The sequence below is a fragment of the Enterococcus sp. 125944 genome (genome assembly GCF_051909435.1).
Taxonomy (GTDB): Bacteria; Bacillota; Bacilli; order Lactobacillales; family Enterococcaceae; genus Enterococcus_D; species Enterococcus_D gallinarum.
The window spans coordinates 36,960-53,260 of record NZ_JBQASY010000010.1 but is presented as its reverse complement, the minus strand read 5'-3'; the positions used below and the strand labels follow the sequence as shown (position 1 = coordinate 53,260).

The 16,301-nt window shown below is 40.6% G+C and carries 14 protein-coding genes; 11 read left to right on the top strand and 3 right to left on the bottom strand.

The genetic code is table 11. From position 1 onward, the window contains the following. Positions 1-2 precede the first annotated feature (2 nt). A complete protein-coding gene (locus ACTFWY_RS10255) occupies positions 3-1,349 on the bottom strand; it encodes a carbohydrate ABC transporter permease (protein ID WP_003127621.1) in 1,347 nt (448 codons plus the stop codon). Positions 1,350-1,430: 81 nt separating this feature from the next. After that, positions 1,431-2,690, bottom strand: coding sequence for an extracellular solute-binding protein (locus tag ACTFWY_RS10250; protein WP_060813454.1), 1,260 nt, complete (start codon positions 2,688-2,690; stop codon positions 1,431-1,433). A gap of 501 nt (positions 2,691-3,191) precedes the next feature. Here ACTFWY_RS10250 and secA point away from each other — a divergent pair. The 5 genes from secA to cls all read left to right on the top strand — a co-directional run bounded on the left by secA (position 3,192) and on the right by cls (position 10,125). Continuing rightward, a complete protein-coding gene (secA, locus tag ACTFWY_RS10245; protein WP_439926796.1) occupies positions 3,192-5,690 on the top strand; it encodes a preprotein translocase subunit SecA in 2,499 nt (832 codons plus the stop codon). Positions 5,691-5,782: 92 nt separating this feature from the next. After that, positions 5,783-6,890, top strand: a protein-coding gene (prfB, locus tag ACTFWY_RS10240) for a peptide chain release factor 2 (RefSeq protein ID WP_103300934.1) whose coding sequence is annotated in 2 segments (ribosomal slippage) — positions 5,783-5,854 and positions 5,856-6,890 — 1,107 coding nt in all. Because the reading frame shifts where the segments join, the coding sequence is not laid out codon by codon here. Positions 6,891-7,006: 116 nt separating this feature from the next. Continuing rightward, positions 7,007-7,693: a cell division ATP-binding protein FtsE gene (ftsE, locus tag ACTFWY_RS10235; RefSeq protein WP_005471877.1), complete on the top strand. Its 687-nt coding sequence runs from the start codon at positions 7,007-7,009 to the stop codon at positions 7,691-7,693. Beyond that, a complete protein-coding gene (gene ftsX / locus ACTFWY_RS10230) occupies positions 7,686-8,570 on the top strand; it encodes a permease-like cell division protein FtsX (protein ID WP_003127626.1) in 885 nt (294 codons plus the stop codon). Before ftsE ends, ftsX begins: the two co-directional genes overlap by 8 nt. A 109-nt stretch (positions 8,571-8,679) precedes the next feature. Beyond that, complete coding sequence (gene cls, locus ACTFWY_RS10225) at positions 8,680-10,125, top strand: cardiolipin synthase (protein ID WP_003127628.1); 1,446 nt, start codon at positions 8,680-8,682, stop codon at positions 10,123-10,125. A 126-nt stretch (positions 10,126-10,251) separates the two neighbouring features. On the opposite strand, the gene ACTFWY_RS10220 is transcribed toward cls, so the two are convergent. Next, on the bottom strand, positions 10,252-10,371 hold the full coding sequence (locus ACTFWY_RS10220) for a DUF4044 domain-containing protein (protein ID WP_005471881.1): 120 nt from the start codon (positions 10,369-10,371) through the stop codon (positions 10,252-10,254). A gap of 331 nt (positions 10,372-10,702) precedes the next feature. Here ACTFWY_RS10220 and ACTFWY_RS10215 point away from each other — a divergent pair, with 331 nt between their 5' ends. The 6 genes from ACTFWY_RS10215 (at position 10,703) to mraY (ending at position 16,291) form a co-directional block, all read left to right on the top strand. Continuing rightward, complete coding sequence (locus ACTFWY_RS10215; RefSeq protein ID WP_003127630.1) at positions 10,703-11,071, top strand: DUF3397 domain-containing protein; 369 nt, start codon at positions 10,703-10,705, stop codon at positions 11,069-11,071. A 206-nt stretch (positions 11,072-11,277) separates the two neighbouring features. Further along, positions 11,278-11,709: a division/cell wall cluster transcriptional repressor MraZ gene (mraZ, locus tag ACTFWY_RS10210; RefSeq protein ID WP_003127631.1), complete on the top strand. Its 432-nt coding sequence runs from the start codon at positions 11,278-11,280 to the stop codon at positions 11,707-11,709. 14 nt (positions 11,710-11,723) lie between these two features. Then, positions 11,724-12,683, top strand: a complete 960-nt coding sequence (gene rsmH, locus ACTFWY_RS10205; protein WP_041119495.1) for a 16S rRNA (cytosine(1402)-N(4))-methyltransferase RsmH — start codon at positions 11,724-11,726, stop codon at positions 12,681-12,683. A gap of 5 nt (positions 12,684-12,688) precedes the next feature. Continuing rightward, positions 12,689-13,108 carry a cell division protein FtsL gene (gene ftsL / locus ACTFWY_RS10200; protein WP_003127633.1) on the top strand — a complete coding sequence of 140 codons (420 nt, stop codon included), beginning with the start codon at positions 12,689-12,691 and terminating at the stop codon, positions 13,106-13,108. After that, on the top strand, positions 13,109-15,316 hold the full coding sequence (locus tag ACTFWY_RS10195) for a penicillin-binding transpeptidase domain-containing protein (protein WP_041119492.1): 2,208 nt from the start codon (positions 13,109-13,111) through the stop codon (positions 15,314-15,316). 12 nt (positions 15,317-15,328) lie between these two features. Continuing rightward, on the top strand, positions 15,329-16,291 hold the full coding sequence (mraY, locus tag ACTFWY_RS10190; RefSeq protein ID WP_005471888.1) for a phospho-N-acetylmuramoyl-pentapeptide-transferase: 963 nt from the start codon (positions 15,329-15,331) through the stop codon (positions 16,289-16,291). Positions 16,292-16,301: the final 10 nt, after the last annotated feature.

Below are 16,301 nucleotides of genomic sequence, written 5' to 3'. Positions count from 1 at the left end.
TGTTACCCCTCCTTATAAGAATTTGTTCGCGTGTACGCAAACAGGCTAAAGACAGCAGATAAGATAAAGATCAAGATACCGATTACGGAAGCTAAATTGTAATCCATCGTGTTGACTGTCAAGTTGTACAGCCACGTTACTAACAGATCGGTCGAGCCAGCACCATAGAAATTAGAGTTAGATGGGCCGCCGCCAGTCAATAAGAAAATAACATTAAAGTTGTTGATGTTGCCGATAAACTGTTGAATCAATGCGGGCATCATTACAAACAATATCTGAGGAAATGTGATGGAGCGGAAAATTTGGAATTTATTGGCGCCATCGATTTCGGCTGCTTCTAGTTGTTCCTGATCAAGATTTTGTAAGATTCCTGTTGTTACAAGCATCGTTGCTGGAATCCCGATCCACATGTTCACAAAGATAATGCTGACTTTCGCAAAGAAAGGATCGGTCAGAAACGGGATCGAAGAAGAGATCCATCCCCAATTCAGTAAGAGTGAGTTAATCGGACCAGAACCGTTTAGTAAGTTACGCATGATCAAAAGTGACACGAATTGAGGAACTGCCATCGTCAAAACAAAAATGGTGCGCCACAATTTTTTGTAACGGATCCCTTTCGCGTTGATCAATAAGGCTAAGATCACGCCGAAGAAGAAACAAGTGATCGTTGCGAGTACAGCCCATGTCAATGTCCAAGCTAGTACTGGGAAAAAGGTGGACGCCATATCACCAGTGATGACATTAGAGAAATTCTTCAATCCTACCCAAGTAAACAGATTTTTTGGGGGTAAATTTTTGTGATCATAATTGGTGAAGGCAATCGAAATCATATATAAGAGCGGTAAGATAGTAAAAAATAAGACACCAATCAATGGGATTGTCATCAATGTTGCATGAAAGCGTTCGTTCACCAGACTATGTAAATCGTCGCGTGTTGTAGGGATTTTAAGTCCTTGTTGTTTTAATTCGTACAAATGACGGGCGCTTTTCAAATTAATGATATAGAGAATAATCAAGAGTGCACAAACGAGCAGGGAAGCAATACCGAAAAGCAATAAGAGCATTGAATTGTCACCCTTTTGCAAGATTTCAATACCAAGTGCTTCGTTATAGACCAACCCTTGTTTTTGTGTTCCTAATGTTTGCAGCATCAGAAGAGCGTGGAAACCATTTCTTATGAACCAAGCGATAAAACCAACTTGTGATACGATGAAAATAATTCCTTTCAGCCATTGTTTATTGGCGAAATTGGCGCTTCCCATCAAAATAAAAGATAGCTTTGTCGCTAGATCGCCTTTTTTGAATAATTCTCTAAAAGTGATATGCGACGCATGTTTTTTCCTGAACATATCCTCTCACCTTGCTTTCGTAATTAACTAGAAAAGGGAAAGCAGGCTTTCCCTTTGTCATGTATAGTGATGTGTTGTTGATTATTCGGTTACTTTTGAAATATCGGAAACAAACTTATCGAGTTTATCTTGGAACTGATCTGGTTTGATTTGACCTTTATAGGTATCGTTGATTAACGCATCCATTGGTGGCCAGAAAGAAACCATCTCAGGCAATTTAGGCATTACGACAGAGTGTTCTGCATCAGACATTTCCATCACAGCTTTTGCTACTGCATCAGCTTTTACTGCATCAGATTCTTGTGCATCTTTATTTGAAGGGACAACGCCGTTTTCAGTAAATTCGATTTCTTGTGTTTCTTGGTTGCTTAAATATTCTGCTAAAGCCATAGCTGCTAATGGCGCTTCGGTTTGTTGGTTGACAGCATAAAGTTTTACACCTAAGAAAGCTTTCATTTGTTTCGCACCACTGCCGAAGTCGATTGTTGGATAGGCGGCAACACCCATGTTGTCTCCAAGCGCTTTTTCTACGTCATTTTTTGACCAAGGACCTGAAAGGAAGGCATCTGATTTTCCAGATTGCAAATCAGACAACGCGGATTCACTGGCTTGAAGGACACCGCTATTATTTTTTTGATCGGCGATCCATTGTAAGACTTCAACACCAGCTTCGTTGTTGAAATTGGTTCCATTAATATCTTCACCGTCTTCTCCATAAAGAACATTTCCGTTGCTCATAAATAGAGGGCCAAAAATGTAGTTTGCACCGTCTTCTGCAAAGTTGGTACCGATTTTTCCAGCGGAAGTCAATCCTTCCCAAGTTTTTACATCATCTGCTGTCAATGTAGAAGTATTGTAATAAAGCACTTGAGATTCAACACCGTAAGGATAGCCGTAAATTTTGTCTTTCCAAGTCACGGCATCAACTGCTGCTTCCACGTTCGTATCTTTGATTGTTGCTGCTTGCTTATCGCCGATTGGATAAATCAGACCAGCTTCAGCCATTTGTCCTACTTGGTCATGAGGCATCATGAATACATCGGCTGCTTGTTCAGGGTCTTTTGAGACGTCTGCTTTGGCATCGGCAGAAGAGCCAGCTGCAACTGTTACTTTTACATCAGGATACTCTTTTTCAAATTTGTCGACTTGCCCTTGTAAGGCATCAATATGTTCGGTATCTACCCATAATTTAATATCACCTTCGACTTTTGCACTAGACTCCGCGGCACTGCCATTGCTTGAAGCAGCATCGTCGTTGCTGTTGCCACAAGCGCCTAGTACGATTGCAGACAAGCTTAAAATACTTCCCCCAATAAGTAATCGTTTTACATCTACCTTCATTCTTGTTCCTCCTAAAAATTAATTGTTTGCGTTTACAGACCTAATTATGCAATCGATTGCAATAATAGTCAAGCAGAAAATGAACAACTTTTTTAGTTTTCTATTGCTTAAAAGAAAAATTAAGAATCAGTCTAACACAAAACCTTTCTACAATTAGAATGATAAAGTCGAAATTTTCAGGAAATAACTTAGTTATTCTATTCACATTTGAAAAGCGAATGAAAATGTGGCAGATCATTTTTCCGTCAGTTGTAAAGCAAACGATTGCTTTCTGTTTCGGAGATTGTTTTAAGGAGCAAGAGAAGTAGAGTTGGACACAAGAAGCAATGGGCGTAAAAGAAATCTATTTAAAGCAATTGAAAAAAGAAAAAAAGAGTTAAAAAAATCATGGAGAAACATGAACTGCGCCGAAAAATATTTCCTTTATGATGAACTAGTGATAAAATAGTTAGGAGAGTTTCCAGTTAGGAAAAGTAGAAATAAAAGGAGAATTATATAGGCATGGCCAATTTTTTTAGAAAATTAATCGAGAATGATAAAAAAGAATTAAAACGTCTTGACCATATTGCTTCACAAGTTGAATCTCATGCGGACGAAATGGCCGCTTTATCTGACGAACAATTGCGCGAAAAAACAGATGAATTTCGCGGTCGTTTTCAACAAGGTGAAACGTTAGACCAATTATTGCCAGAAGCCTTTGCTGTGGTTCGCGAAGCGGCAAAACGCGTCTTAGGGCTGTATCCTTACCATGTCCAATTAATGGGGGGGATCGTGCTTCATGACGGAAATATCCCTGAAATGCGTACCGGTGAAGGAAAAACCTTGACTGCGACATTGCCGGTTTATTTGAATGCGTTAAGTGGTGCCGGTGTACACGTTGTAACGGTCAATGAATACTTGGCAACCCGTGACTCTACAGAAATGGGTGAGTTATATAATTTCTTAGGATTGACTGTTGGGTTAAACATCAATTCGAAGACAGCAGAAGAAAAACGGGCTGCATATGCCTGTGATATCACCTACAGTACGAATAATGAACTAGGCTTTGACTATTTACGCGACAATATGGTGGTTTACCACCATCAAATGGTTCAACGGCCATTGAATTATGCCATCGTCGATGAAGTCGACTCAATCTTGATCGATGAAGCCAGAACACCATTGATTATTTCTGGACAAGCAGAAAAATCGACTGCACTATACAATCGGGTCGATAATTTTGTGAAACGATTAAAAGAAGAAGAAGATTACAAAATCGACATCCAATCAAAAACAATTGGATTGACTGAAAAAGGGATCGAGAAAGCCGAAGAAACATTTGGCTTGGAAAACTTGTATGATATCGAAAATACAGCGTTGACCCATCATATGGACCAAGCGTTGCGGGCGAATTATATCATGATCCGCGATATCGACTATGTCGTACAAGAAGGCAAAGTCTTGATCGTCGACCAGTTTACTGGACGGATCATGGATGGACGTCGTTATTCTGACGGATTGCACCAAGCGATCGAAGCAAAAGAAAATGTTGAGATCGAAGATGAAACCAAAACGATGGCTACAATCACTTTCCAGAACTATTTCCGGATGTACAAAAAACTTTCTGGTATGACTGGTACCGCAAAAACAGAAGAAGAAGAGTTTCGTGAAATCTACAATATGCAAGTCATTCAGATTCCGACCAATCGACCAATCGTTCGTGATGACCGTGCAGATTTACTTTATCCAACGCTGGAAAGCAAGTTCCACGCAGTGGTGCAAGATATCAAAGAACGGCATCGTAAAGGGCAACCAGTTCTTGTTGGTACAGTAGCTGTAGAAACTTCCGAGCTGCTTTCAAGCATGTTGGATAGAGAGAAAGTCCCTCATGAAGTACTGAATGCCAAAAATCACTTTAAAGAAGCTGAAATCATTCTGAACGCAGGACAAAAAGGTGCTGTAACGATCGCAACGAACATGGCTGGTCGGGGAACAGATATCAAATTAGGCTTAGGTGTTGCTGAATTAGGCGGATTAGCGGTCATCGGTACGGAACGTCATGAATCTCGCCGGATTGATAACCAATTACGAGGACGTTCTGGGCGTCAAGGAGACCCAGGGGTTTCTCAATTCTATCTTTCGTTGGAAGATGATTTGATGAAACGGTTTGGTTCTGAGCGGATCAAAGTGTTCTTGGATCGGATGAAGATTGATGAAGAAGATGCCGTGATTCAAAGTAAGATGTTGTCTAAACAAGTAGAATCTGCGCAAAAACGAGTAGAAGGTAACAACTACGATACCCGGAAAAACGTTTTGCAATACGATGATGTTATGCGTGAGCAACGGGAAGTCATCTATGGTCAACGTCAAGAAGTCATCATGGAAGAGCAGGATCTTTCACAAACATTGATGAATATGGTCAAACGATCGATTGAACGAGTTGTCGATAGCCATACCCAATTAGAAGAAAGCAATTGGAATTATGAAGGGATCGTCGACTTTGCCGGAAATGCTTTAGTGCATGAAGATTCCATCTCTGTTGATGATATCAAAGGCAAAAAACCACAAGAAATCAAAGACTATCTCTATCAACGGGCAGAAGAAGTTTTCGAGCAGAAAAAAGCCCAATTAAACAGTCAAGAACAATTGTTAGAATTTGAAAAAGTAGTTATTCTGCGAGTGGTGGATACGAAATGGACGGACCATATCGATGCGATGGACCAATTAAGACAGTCAGTCGGTCTGCGGGCATATGGGCAGAACAATCCATTGGTTGAATACCAAACTGAAGGATACAACATGTTTGAAGATATGGTGGGAGCGATCGAATATGAAGTGACACGCTTGTTTATGAAAGCCGAGATTCGCCAAAATGTACAACGAGAACAAGTCGCTCAAGGAGAAGCTCAAGAAACTGAAACAGTCCCAGAAGAAGATCCTAGTTTCAAAAATGTTGGCCGTAATGATCCGTGTCCTTGCGGCAGTGGCAAAAAATTCAAAAACTGTCACGGCAAAAAATAGAAGAATTGATACGTTAGGAAAAAGGCTGGCAGCTTTTCTTGTCCAGCCTTTTCCGTTCATTTACAATACGCGTGAAGAAAGAAGGAATTCAAATGGAAATCGCAGATATCCGGAATCAATTGAATCAAATGAATGAAAAAATAAATAGTTTTAGGGGGTCTCTTTGACTTAGATCAGTTAGAAGAGGCAATCGCTGAAGCAGAACACCAGATGGCGGACCCTACGTTTTGGGATGATTCTGAGCAAGCACAGAAGGTGATCAACGAGAACAATGCTAATAAAGAAACCTACGATCAGTTCAATCAATTGGCAGAAGAATTTGAAGAGTTGGAAGTTCTTTTGGAAATGATCCAAGAAGAACCAGATGCAGAAATGGAAGCAGAACTAGCAGAACGTATCCAAGCTTTGAATGAAAAAATGGGAACTTATGAACTGTCTATGCTGTTAGATGAACCATATGATCGAAACAATGCAATCATCGAACTGCATCCAGGTGCTGGCGGCACCGAGTCCCAAGATTGGGGCAGTATGTTGTTGCGGATGTATACTCGTTTTTGCGAGCAACATGGATACCAAGTCGAAACATTGGACTATCAGGCAGGAGACGAAGCCGGAATCAAGAGTGTCACTTTGTTGATCAAAGGCCATAATGCTTATGGGTATTTGAAATCAGAAAAAGGCGTCCATCGCTTAGTTCGGATTTCACCATTTGATTCAGCCAAAAGACGGCATACCTCTTTTTGTTCGGTAGATGTCATGCCAGAGCTAGATGGTGCGATTGATATCGAAATCAATAGTGATGACTTGAAAATCGATACTTATCGAGCGAGCGGTGCGGGCGGTCAGCACATCAATAAGACGGAGTCTGCTGTACGAATCACGCACATTCCAACTGGTACCGTAGTGGCTAGTCAAGCACAACGTTCGCAGTTGAAAAACCGGGAACAAGCAATGGGAATGTTGAAAGCAAAACTTTATCAACTAGAAGTAGAAAAGAAAGAACAGGAAGCTGCAGCGCTTCGCGGAGAACAGATGGAAATCGGTTGGGGTTCACAAATTCGTTCCTATGTCTTTCATCCGTATTCCATGGTCAAAGATCACCGGACTAACTTTGAAACAGGAAATGTACAAGCAGTAATGGATGGTGATTTAGACGGCTTTATCGATGCCTACCTCAAGTTGAAATTAAATCAAAAATAACTATACTGGGCTATTAAACAGATTGAAATATAATTGTAATCTGTTGAAAGCATTGTGAAATATATTCATGCTATAATAAGCCAGTATGAAAAAAAGTGAGATGGAGAGATAGCTGCATGATTGAAATGAAAGAAGTAATGAAAAAGTACTCTAATGGTACGACTGCTATCCGTAATCTTTCGATTTCAATTGATCAAGGTGAGTTTGTTTATGTCGTCGGACCTTCCGGTGCAGGGAAATCGACCTTTATCAAATTGATGTATCGTGAAGAAAAAGCAACGAAGGGTGTTCTTAATGTAGCAGGGTATGACCTGTTGACGATCAAGAATCGCGAAGTGCCATTGATGCGCCGCGAAATCGGTGTTGTTTTCCAAGATTATAAATTGCTTCCGCGAAAAACGGTTTATGAGAATGTCGCTTATGCGATGCAAGTTATTGGCCGCAAGCCTCGGGAGGTCAAAAAACGGGTAATGGAAGTATTGGACCTTGTAGGATTGAAACACAAAGTACGAGTCTTCCCAAGTGAGCTTTCAGGCGGAGAGCAACAACGGGTTTCTATTGCACGAGCAATCGTGAATACCCCGAAAGTATTGATTGCAGATGAACCAACAGGAAATTTAGATCCTGAGAATTCTTGGGAGATCATGAAGTTGTTGGATCGGATCAATGCACAAGGAACAACAGTAGTGATGGCGACACACAATAGCACGATCGTCAATACGATTCGTCACCGTGTAATCGCAATTGAAAATGGTCGGATCATTCGCGACCAAGCGGAAGGAGAATATGGTTACGATGATTAGAACGTTTTTCCGTCATCTCCTTGAGAGTATTAAAAGTTTAAAACGAAACGGCTGGATGACGATCGCGTCACTCAGTGCAGTCACGATCACGTTGACGTTAGTCGGTATCTTTTTGGGTGTTATTTTAAATGCAACGAAGTTAGCCGAAGACATCCGTAAGAATGTGGATGTTTCTGTCTTTGTGGATATCGGAACAGAACAAAAAGACATGGATACTTTGGAACAATCGCTTAAAGAATTACCGAATGTTTCAGACGTTCGTTTTTCGAGTCGTGATGATGAATTGAAAAAAATTCAGGATGCGATGGGGGATTCTTGGAACTTATTCGAAGGGGACAGCAATCCGCTTTATAACGTATACGTTGTTAGTGCCACAGATCCTGAATACACGAAAAAAATTGCAAAACAAGCTGGAGAATTGCCAAATGTTTTCAAAGCAGACTATGGTGGCGATTCTTCTGACAAGATCTTTGCTCTATCAGCTGCGGTTCGTACTTGGGGACTTGGGGCTGCTATCCTATTGATCTTTGTGGCAATGTTCTTGATTTCAAATACGATTCGGATCACGATCTTGTCTCGTCAAAGAGAGATTCAAATTATGCGTCTGGTAGGTGCTAAAAATGGTTACATTCGCTGGCCTTTCTTCTTAGAAGGCGGCTGGATCGGATTGCTGGGATCAATTGTCCCTATCGCTATTATGTATTTTGGTTATCACCAAGTTTACTTGTTAGTCAATCCAGCACTGCTACGTTCCAATTATAGTTTGATTGCACCAAATCAGTTTCTACTGCAAGTTTGTGGTGTCATGGCTCTGATCGGAATCGTGATTGGTTCATTAGGATCGATCATCTCAATGCGCCGTTTCTTAAAAGCGTAGAACGTGTTATTGAAACAGATCTGCTGACTAGCAGGTCTGTTTTTCATTTGCCGACACCTTTACTTTAGACTGCAAGTTCGCTATTCTTTTAGGAGAGGTGAGGGTTGGTATGTTAGTTATGGATAACCTGTTCACGATCATTTTCTTCGTGAACATTTTGTTGTCGATTGTGATTATTTTTAGAGAAAGACGGCAAACGGCTCAGACATGGGCGTGGTTGCTTGTTTTATTGTTTATACCAGTCGTGGGATTTGTACTCTATTTTTTCTTTGGCCGCGGAATCTCCAAAGAAAAAATTTTCGATTTGAGGACACAAGCCAAAATTGGTTTGAACGTGGAGCTGGAAGAGCAAAAGCAAGCGTTGCAGCGGAATCTTTATCCCCATCCGCCCACTGCGCAAGTAGAAGTCAAACAGCTCGTTTATTTATTGACGATCTATGGTCAGTCGTTATATACCACTACAAATGAAATGACTCTTTATAAAGATGGCCGAAAAAAATTTGATGCATTACTCAAAGATATTGAAGGCGCCACAGATCATATCCATATGCAATATTATATTTATCGCAGTGATACATTGGGGGGAGAAGTACGAGATGCTTTGATCCGTGCAGCCAAACGAGGAGTGAAAGTCCGTGTGCTTTTGGACGCTTGGGGCAGCACCCAGGTTTCACTGAAATTCTTCGATGAATTACGGGTTCATGGCGGTCAAGTTGCGTTCTTTTTCCCGTTGTTCGTTCCTTATCTCAATCCTCGGATCAATTATCGCAATCATCGGAAAATTGTCGTGATCGACGGCAAGATTGGTTATACCGGGGGTTTCAATGTTGGAAATGAATATTTAGGTGAGGTAGAAAAATTTGGTTATTGGCGGGATAATCATCTGCGAATTTTAGGACCAGCTGTTTACTCACTACAAAACCGGTTTTTGATGGACTGGAATTCACAACATGCTATCGAAATCAAATATGAAGCAGCGTTGTTTCCAATGATCGAAACAAACGGAACGATTGCTGCACAGGTAGTGACTAGCGGTCCTGATTCAGAACACGAAGAGATAAAGATAACTTATTTGAAGATGATTAATTTAGCCAAAAAAGAAATTTTGATTCAAACTCCCTATTATATTCCTGATGAATCGATCCACAATGCCTTGAAACTGGCACTTTTGTCCGGTGTTTCTGTTCATTTACAGATCCCTAATAAACCAGATCATCCACTTGTCTATTGGGCAACTTACTCTTTTGCTGCTGAGTTATTAGCCTATGGTGCAGTGGTAGAGACTTATGAGAAAGGTTTTATGCACGCCAAAACGATGATTGTTGACAGTGGGGTCGTTTCGATTGGTTCTGCGAATATTGATGTTCGTTCGTTTCGACTTGACTTTGAGGTCAATACAGTTGTCTATGATGCAAAAGTTGCTGAGGAAGCGCGCCAAGCATTTTTTGCTGACTCCAAGGATTCAGAGGAATTGACTTTGGAAAAATACCGGAATCGCCGATTGTTGATCAAGGTCAAAGAGGGATTAGCACGACTTGTTTCGCCGCTTCTATAGAAACTATTTAGTAAACGTAGGTGAAAGTTGGGTAACAAAAAAACAGCAGTAATGCTGAAGCACCTCTTCTAACGTTTGTTTTTTGGATCAACGTTAGAAGGTGATTCATGCAACTGCTGTTTTTTATTATTTCATGATACTTGTGTAGGCTGCCAGAAAAACTGACCCGACTGTCAAAATAAGCATTGTCCAAATAACTACTTGAGTGATTTTGGCAAAGGTGCTTTTTGGTTTTTTTTCGTTCATCGTGATCCACCTTTTAGATTGATTTCTAGTCACAGTTTACCTCCAATTACCAAAGAACTCAAGCTGCTATTCTTATAAATTAAGAAATCTTGAATATTTTGCAAGAGCACAAAAAGTTTTTTCAAAGATTCTCTTGTTGAAGGGTGGTTGTTCTGTTTTAATTAGTAAAGACATAGAGAAAAAATAAGTAGAAAATAAGCAGGATGCTTGAGTAAGGAAAGTAAAAGATTGCAGACTGTCTTATTGGACCGCGGATTTTTAAACGAACTGAAACATAGATGTAAAGAAAATAAAGTATAGTTACACTAGCTGTTAGAAAGGATTTGTTTGTATGTCTGGATTTGGGCCTGCTGTTTTATTTTGGTATATCTTTCCATTAGTCGTTTTTTTTGCTTGCAGATTTTTAGTTTCTGCGTTGTCTTTGAAAGAACGGTTTGGACTGAAGGCACCCGACTTAGCTGTGCCTTTTTTGGTGATTGGGATTCATCAGTTATCAAAGAATACCTTTGAGCAATCGATCACTCCCTATTATTTGATTTCTATCTTATTACTGGGGATTCTCTTAGCTGTCTTTCAAGCGTATTATTACGAAGAAATCCAGTATGGCAGATACATCAAAATGTACTGGCGGAGTATCTTTTTGTTTACATTGATTTTCCATGTTGTTTTGATCATTTTAAATATCGTCAAGTATTTGTAATTTGTGACAGGGAGAACCCTTATCCCATCGAGATTTTTCTGCTTAAAGTTTTTTTAAAAACTTTTTAAGAGAAAGAAACTCCTGTTTTTTCGTTTGGTAAAAATTAGTCAAAGAACTTCACTTTTAAATTTCACGTTAAATGTGGTAGAAAGTGGGGGATTGTGGTAGACTGTGATTATCAGGTGGAGATCGGGGGTTATTTATCGATGTTTATGGGTGAATTTCAACATTCGATAGATGCAAAAGGCCGACTAATCGTTCCTTCAAAACTGCGAGAAAAACTCGGAGAAAAATTTGTTGTGACACGTGGATTAGATGGCTGTTTATTTGGCTACCCCTTATCTGAATGGGAAAAACTAGAAGAAAAACTAAACGAAATGCCCTTGGCGAAGAAAGATGCTCGGACATTCGTACGTTTCTTTTATTCCGCTGCCACGGAGTGCGAGATCGACAAACAAGGTCGTATCAATATTCCGGCAACCTTGCGTGAACACGCGTCACTTATGAAAAGCTGCGTGATCATCGGCGTTTCCAACCGGATTGAGATCTGGGATGAAGCGCGTTGGCAAGCATTTACCACTGAAGCAGAAGAAAATTTTGATGAAATTGCTGAAACAATGATTGATTTTGGCTTATAGGAAGAGGAAAGCGCATGGCAGAATTTCAACACTACACCGTAATGTTGAAGGAGACAGTGGACGGTTTAGCTATTCGTCCGGATGGAATCTATGTCGATTGTACATTAGGTGGAGCGGGTCATAGTGAATATTTATTGTCCCAATTATCAGAAGAGGGACACCTCTACGCATTTGACCAAGATCAAAAAGCGATCGATCATGCCAAAGAACGCTTAGCGTCTTATGTGGCTAAAGGAATGGTCACGTTTATAAAAAGCAATTTCCGCTATTTAAAGGAAGCTTTGCAGCAACAGGGTGTCGATCAAGTAAGTGGTGTGTTGTATGATTTAGGCGTTTCTTCGCCGCAATTAGATGAAGCAGAACGTGGGTTCAGTTATCATCAGGATGCACCATTAGATATGCGGATGGATCAGTCGGCTGCTTTGACTGCTTATGAGGTAGTGAATCAATTTGATTATCACCAACTTGTAAAAATCTTTTTCCGTTATGGAGAAGAAAAATTTTCAAAACAAATTGCTCGTGAAATTGAACGGACACGAGCAAATAAACCAATCGAAACGACTGGAGAATTAGTCGAGATTATCAAAACAGCGATTCCCGCTCCGGCGCGGCGCAAAGGCGGACACCCGGCCAAACGGATCTTCCAAGCCATTCGGATTGCTGTGAATGATGAATTAGGTGTCATTGAAGAATCTTTGGAACAGGCCATCGATTTATTGGAAAAAAATGGACGAATCAGTGTTATCACTTTCCATTCTTTAGAAGATCGAATCGTCAAGTCTACGTTCAAAGCTTACAGCACCCCAAAAGATGTGCCACCAGGGTTGCCGATCATCCCCGAAGAATTTCAACCAGTACTAAAATTAATTACTCGAAAACCACTTCTTCCCTCTGAAGAAGAAGTATCTGAAAACAATCGTTCCCGTAGTGCTAAACTGCGGATCGCGGAAAAAATGAAGGAAAGCGAAGGTTAGCAATTATGGCAGAACTAAAAGTTCATGATTATGAATTTGAAGAAACGTCTGAACAAGAGTTTTATGCTCACTCTGAACCGACAATTGAACAGCTGCCAAGCGAACCTGAGCGTCCTGAGGTTATCCGTGTACCAGCATCTCCTGCTCGCCGGTTAAAAAGTATCTCTAATTTAGAAAAACTGATTGCAGCATTTGTGATCATTGCCGTTTTGACATTAGCGATCCTGACGATCAATATTCGGACTACGATCAGTCAAGTCGAACATGATATTTCACTGATCCAATCAGACATCAATGAAAAAAATAGTCAAGCAGAACAATTAGAGCAAGAAAGAAACGAACTTTCTAAAACTGAGCGTATCAAAAAGGTTGCTGAGGATAATGGATTGTCGATCGATGATGACAATTTAAGGAAAGTGGATTAAATGAAGCTAACAGATAAATTCAAGCAATACTTGAAAAAGAAAAATCAAACTACAACGAACAATCGCAAAAAAGTAGGTATTATTCTCTTTGCTACGAGTATTGGATTGTTCTTTTTGTTTGTCACGCGTTTGAGCTACATTGTTATCGTAGGTAATGTGGCAGGTACTTCATTGGCTGAGAAAACCAAGAGCCTTTATCAAGGAAGCGAAGTTGTCAAAGCAAAACGCGGGACAATCTATGATCGCAACGGGATCGCGATCGCAGAAGATGCAACTTCTTATTCTGTTTATGCTATTTTGTCAAAATCCTACGTTAGTGGGAAAAAGAATTTATATGCTGAAGAGAAGAACTTTGATAAATTAGCCAAAATTCTGAATGAGCAACTAGGTATTGATCAGAATGAGGCTGTGCAAACTTTGGAAAAAGGTCTAAAAGAAGAACGTTGGCAAGTGGAATTCGGTAGCCAAGGAAGTAAAATGACGCTGGAGAAAAAGACAGCGATCGAAGAAGCAATGAAAAAAGAAGGAATCGCTGGCCTTTATTTTACAGATCATCCTTCTAGAATGTATCCTAATGGAATTTTCTCTTCTCACTTTATCGGCTATGCTCTAGCAGAAAATGAGGAGAACGACTCTTCTGGCTTAGTAGGAAAAACTGGTCTAGAAGCTGCTTATGATGATGTATTATCCGGAACAGACGGGAAAATCGTCTATCAAAAGGATAACAATCAAAACCCGCTACCGGGAACGGTGGCAGAATCAGTGGCAGCGGTAGATGGCAAAGATATCTATACAACGATTGATAGCCGGATTCAAAGCTATTTAGAAACGCTCATGGATAAAGTGTTCAAAGAATACAAGCCAGAAGATCTGACTGCCACATTAATGAATGCAAAAACAGGAGAAATCGAGGCGATGGCACAAAGGCCAACCTATGATCCTGATGATTTAAGTACCATCAAGACCTGGCAGAATTTATTAGTCGAAGACAACTATGAGCCAGGATCGACCATGAAAGTCTTAACCACAGCTGCTGCTATCGATCAAGGGATATTCGATGAAAATGAAACTTTTACACCAAGTCCGGATGGATTGAAACTGTATGATGCGACAATCAATGACTGGGACTTTGGTCAAAAAGGAACATTGACGATGCGTCAAGCTCTTTCTTGGTCAAGTAATATTGGGATGGTTACTTTGGAACAACGAATGACAGACCGTTGGCAACAATACTTGCAACAGTTTGGATTTGGTCGCAGTACGTACTCGGGTCTGCCAAATGAGAATACTGGGATCATGCCGGAAAATAATCCGGTCAGTCAAGCAATGACTTCATTTGGTCAAGCAATCGGTGTGACGAATTTTCAAATGATGCAGGCTTTTACCGCAGTCGCAAATAACGGCACGATGGTCAAGCCGCAATACATCAGCAAAATCGTGGACAATGAAACAGGTGAAGAGACTGTAACACAGCCAGAAGTTGTTGGACACCCTATCACGGAACAAGCAGCGACGAAAGTTCGAGAATATATGCGTGATGTGGTAGAAAGTGAAAACTACGGAAGTGCGTATGGTGTCTATAGTGTACCTGGTTACAATATTTCAGCAAAAACTGGGACTGCCCAAGTAGCTGATCCAAAAACTGGGAAATACTTATCTGGGGATTCCAATTACTTGTACTCAATCGTAGAAATGGTTCCTTCAGAAGACCCTGAGTACATTCTTTATCTAACAATTAAATTACCAGAACACCACGACAGCGAAGCATTGGCAAAAATCGCCAATCCGTTGATGAAACGCGTGATGGATTTAAAGAAAGCAACATTAGAAGAAACAGCAACAGAAAATAGTCAGAAAGTAACCGTCAATGATTATCGTAAATTAGATACAACTACCGCGGCAACTGATGTACAAAAAATCGGTCTAGCACCTGTAGTATTAGGGGATGGAAAAACAGTTATCGATCAGTCTGTGGACAGTGGATCGAAAGTACTGCCAGGAGAACGACTTCTTTTGCTAACGGATAGTGACAAAATTTATATGCCTGACACCACCACATGGTCAAAAGCTGATTTAGTCAAATTGGGCAACATGTTGGATGTTGATGTCAAATTTGAGGGCGACGGGTATTGTGTTTCCCAAAGTCTTGCACCTTATGAGGAAATCACGGATCAAACAATCACCTTCAAATTGAGCGAAAAAGAATAGGGAGAGAACACTATGGAATGGACAGAGATGATATTGCCACTTGCCAGTAGTTTTGCAATCGTTACTGCTGCAATGCCGCTGTTTATCGGCTATTTTCAAATGAAAAAATACGGACAAGAGATTCGAGGAGAAGGGCCAAAATGGCACAATGTCAAAGCTGGCACTCCTACAATGGGCGGCTTCGTATTTTTGATTGCGGCATTGATCACAGCAGTTTGGGTTGGCGCATGGCAAAAGCAGTTGACCGCATCGCTGTTCATTTTGTTATTTATTATCTTGGTTTATGGTGCGCTTGGATTCTTGGACGATTTCATCAAAATTTTCAAGAAACGCAACATGGGTTTAAACTCTTTACAAAAATTGATCGGACAAATCATCGGTGGGATTGTCTTTTATCTGGTCTTTTTATCAGAAGGCAATGCGAATGTTTTGAATCTCTTTGGATTTGAGCTGCCGCTATCGATCTTTTACGGCGCATTTGTGATTTTTTGGTTAGTTGGCTTTTCAAACGCCGTCAACTTAACAGATGGGATTGACGGCTTGGTTGCTGGACTCGGTACGATCTCATTTGCAACTTATGGCCTCATTGCTTGGCGTCAAGATCAAATCGATATCCTGATCGTCTGTTTAGCGGTCATTGGAGGATTGATCGGCTTCTTCCCTTACAATCGTAAACCAGCTAAAATTTTCATGGGTGATGTGGGCTCCCTTGCATTGGGCGGTCTTTTAGCAGCAGTTTCAATACTGCTTCACCAAGAATGGACATTATTACTTGTCGGACTTGTCTATGTGATTGAGACAGCAAGTGTCATGCTGCAAGTCGCTTCTTTCAAATTGACTGGTAAACGGATTTTTAAAATGTCGCCTATTCATCACCATTTTGAAATGAGTGGCTGGTCGGAATGGAAGATCGATACAATTTTTTGGCTGATTGCTTTAGGATGTTCGATCATCACATTAGTGATTGTATGGTAGGAGAGAGGAA

Excerpts from the sequence above, each read along its gene's own strand:
- rsmH (WP_041119495.1), top strand. The coding sequence starts at position 11,724 with ATGGCAGAATTTCAACACTACACCGTAATGTTGAAGGAGACAGTGGAC.
- mraY (WP_005471888.1), top strand. The coding sequence starts at position 15,329 with ATGGAATGGACAGAGATGATATTGCCACTTGCCAGTAGTTTTGCAATC.
- mraZ (WP_003127631.1), top strand. The coding sequence starts at position 11,278 with ATGTTTATGGGTGAATTTCAACATTCGATAGATGCAAAAGGCCGACTA.
- secA (WP_439926796.1), top strand. The coding sequence starts at position 3,192 with ATGGCCAATTTTTTTAGAAAATTAATCGAGAATGATAAAAAAGAATTA.
- ACTFWY_RS10195 (WP_041119492.1), top strand. The coding sequence starts at position 13,109 with ATGAAGCTAACAGATAAATTCAAGCAATACTTGAAAAAGAAAAATCAA.
- ftsE (WP_005471877.1), top strand. The coding sequence starts at position 7,007 with ATGATTGAAATGAAAGAAGTAATGAAAAAGTACTCTAATGGTACGACT.
- ACTFWY_RS10215 (WP_003127630.1), top strand. The coding sequence starts at position 10,703 with ATGTCTGGATTTGGGCCTGCTGTTTTATTTTGGTATATCTTTCCATTA.
- ACTFWY_RS10250 (WP_060813454.1), bottom strand. The coding sequence starts at position 2,690 with ATGAAGGTAGATGTAAAACGATTACTTATTGGGGGAAGTATTTTAAGC.
- ACTFWY_RS10220 (WP_005471881.1), bottom strand. The coding sequence starts at position 10,371 with ATGAACGAAAAAAAACCAAAAAGCACCTTTGCCAAAATCACTCAAGTA.
- ftsL (WP_003127633.1), top strand. The coding sequence starts at position 12,689 with ATGGCAGAACTAAAAGTTCATGATTATGAATTTGAAGAAACGTCTGAA.
- cls (WP_003127628.1), top strand. The coding sequence starts at position 8,680 with ATGTTAGTTATGGATAACCTGTTCACGATCATTTTCTTCGTGAACATT.
- ACTFWY_RS10255 (WP_003127621.1), bottom strand. The coding sequence starts at position 1,349 with ATGTTCAGGAAAAAACATGCGTCGCATATCACTTTTAGAGAATTATTC.
- ftsX (WP_003127626.1), top strand. The coding sequence starts at position 7,686 with ATGATTAGAACGTTTTTCCGTCATCTCCTTGAGAGTATTAAAAGTTTA.